This is a genomic window from Mesorhizobium silamurunense (assembly GCF_014843825.1).
GTDB lineage: Bacteria > Pseudomonadota > Alphaproteobacteria > Rhizobiales > Rhizobiaceae > Mesorhizobium > Mesorhizobium silamurunense.
In genome coordinates, this window is record NZ_JHQR01000213.1 from 1 (window position 1) to 2,279 (window position 2,279).

The 2,279-nt window shown below is 64.9% G+C and carries 2 protein-coding genes and 1 pseudogene; all 3 read right to left on the reverse strand.

Annotated elements, in window-relative coordinates:
* A pseudogene (locus DH10_RS23495) lies at nt 1-179 on the reverse strand (betaine-aldehyde dehydrogenase); the annotation flags it as partial.
* A gap of 51 nt (nt 180-230) precedes the next feature.
* Entirely contained in the window at nt 231-1,883 is a 1,653-nt protein-coding gene (gene betA / locus DH10_RS23500) for a choline dehydrogenase (RefSeq protein ID WP_192248868.1), read from the reverse strand.
* Nucleotides 1,876-2,279: pyridoxal-phosphate dependent enzyme (locus tag DH10_RS23505; RefSeq protein WP_192385397.1), on the reverse strand; the 404-nt coding region annotated here is incomplete at its 5' end. The genes DH10_RS23505 and betA, both read right to left, overlap by 8 nt.

A 2,279-nucleotide genomic window follows, 5' to 3' on the forward strand; every position in this document is an offset into this window, starting at 1 on the left:
CAGGCCGGCTGCGCGGCGCGTGCGGCCTCGATCGCCAGCTCCAGCACGTTCGGCGTCGCCGAATGCAGCGTGGCGATCGTCTCGCCCGTCGCCGGATAGATCACCGGCAGCGGCGCGCCGCCCTCGTCCTCGATATAGCGGCCGTTGACGTAATGCGATGCCGTCGGTTGGGCGCGCATGGCGGTTCTCCACTTCTCTTCGAGGGGCAGGGCGACCGCCCGGATCATGCGCTATCTGTCGGCCACCTGCCAGCGCGGATTGATCCATGGTTCCTGGTTGGACGGTGCCAGCGGCGTGCGGCCGAGGATGTGGTCGGACGCCTTCTCGCCGGTCATGATCGAGGGCGCGTTGAGATTGCCGTTGGTCACCCGCGGGAAGATCGAGGAGTCGGCGATGCGCAGGCCCTCGATGCCGATCACCCTGCATTCCGGATCGACGACGCTCGTCAGGTCGTCGGCGCGGCCCATCCTGCAGGTGCCGCAAGGGTGGTAGGCGCTCTCGGCATGGTCGCGGATGAAGGCGTCGAGCTCGTCGTCGGTCTGCACATGGTTGCCCGGCGAAATCTCCTTGCCGCGGAAAGCATCGAAGGCTTTCTGGCCAAAAATCTCGCGCGTCAGGCGGATGCAGTGGCGGAACTCGCTCCAGTCGTCCGGATGCGACATGTAGTTGAAGCGGATCACAGGCTTCGCTTTCGGGTCCGGCGAGCGCAGCGTCACCGAGCCGCGAGACTTGGACCGCATCGGCCCGACATGCGCCTGGAAGCCATGCGACTTCGCCGCCGCCTTGCCGTCGTAACGCACTGCGGCGGGAATAAAGTGATACTGGATGTCGGGATAATCGACGCCGGCCTGCGAGCGCACGAAGGCCGCGGCCTCGAAATGGTTGGTCGCGCCGAGGCCGGTCTTGAAGAACAGCCATTGCGCGCCGATCATCGCCTTGGAGAAGGGGTTGAGCACGGAGTTCAACGTGATCGGCTTGGTCGCTTCCTGCTGGATGTAGAGCTCCAGATGGTCCTGCAGATTGCTTCCGACGCCCGGCCGGTCGGCGACGACCTTTATGCCGTTTTCCTGCAGGTGCGCGCCCGGGCCGATGCCGGACAGCATCAGGATCTTCGGCGAATTGATCGAGGATGCCGCCACGATCACCTCACGTCGCGCCTTAACGACCTGAATCTGTTTGTTAGCTTCGATCTCGACACCTATGGCGCGTTGATTCTCGATCACCACACGTCGGGCGAAACCTTTGACCAGACTCACATTCTTTCGCCTGAGAGCCGGCTTCAGATAGGCATTCGCGGCCGACCAGCGGCGCCCGCCCAAAATGGTCTGCTCCATCGGCCCGAAGCCTTCCTGCTTCGATCCGTTATAGTCGTCCGTCAGCTCGAAACCGGCCTGGCGGCCGGCTTCCATGAAGGCACCGTAGAGCGGATTTTTGCGCGTGCCGCGCTGCACATGCAGCGGGCCGCTCTTGCCCCGCCAGCCGTCCTCGCCGCCGTCGGAATCCTCCATGCGCTTGAAATAGGGGAGCACGTCGGCGAAGCCCCAGCCGGCAGCACCTTGTTCAGCCCAGTGGTCGAAGTCGCGCGCATGGCCGCGCACATAGACCATGCCGTTGATCGAGGACGAGCCGCCGATGACCTTGCCGCGCGGCGTGGCAAGCACGCGGCCGCCGAGATGCGGTTCCGGCTCGCTGGCAAAACCCCAGTCATAGAGGCTCATGTTGAGCGGGATCGACAGCGCCGACGGCATCTGGATCAGCGGTCCGATATCGGTGCCGCCGAACTCGATGACGATCACCGAATGCTTGCCGTCTTCCGACAGCCGGTAGGCCATGGCCGAGCCGGCCGAGCCGGAGCCGATGATGACGAAATCCGCTTCAAGCATTGTTCATATGCGCCATAAAATCGGCCAGCGAGACATTGCCGCCGGTAGCCACAACCAGGACGGTCTTTCCCGTCACGTCGACTTTGCCCCCCAACAGAGCAGCGAGCGATGCCGCGCCCGAGGGCTCCAGCACCAGCTTCATCCGCTCGAATGCGATCTTCATCGCACGCCGCACCGCGGCGTCGTCGACGGTGACGCCGCGCACGCCGGCGGCACTCACCGCGGCGAAGGGCGCCTCGCCGGGCTTCCGCGCCATCAGCCCGTCGCAGATCGATTTCGGTCCGATCGGCATGGTCTCGATCGCGCCATGCGCCAGCGACGAGCCCATGCCGTTGAAGCCTTCAGGCTCGACGGCGATGATCTCCGTCGTCGGCGACAGGTAGTGGAAGGCGAGCG

What these genes read in the sequence shown, in the direction of transcription:
- betA (WP_192248868.1), bottom strand. Translation starts at nt 1,883, where the DNA reads ATGCTTGAAGCGGATTTCGTCATCATCGGCTCCGGCTCGGCCGGCTCG.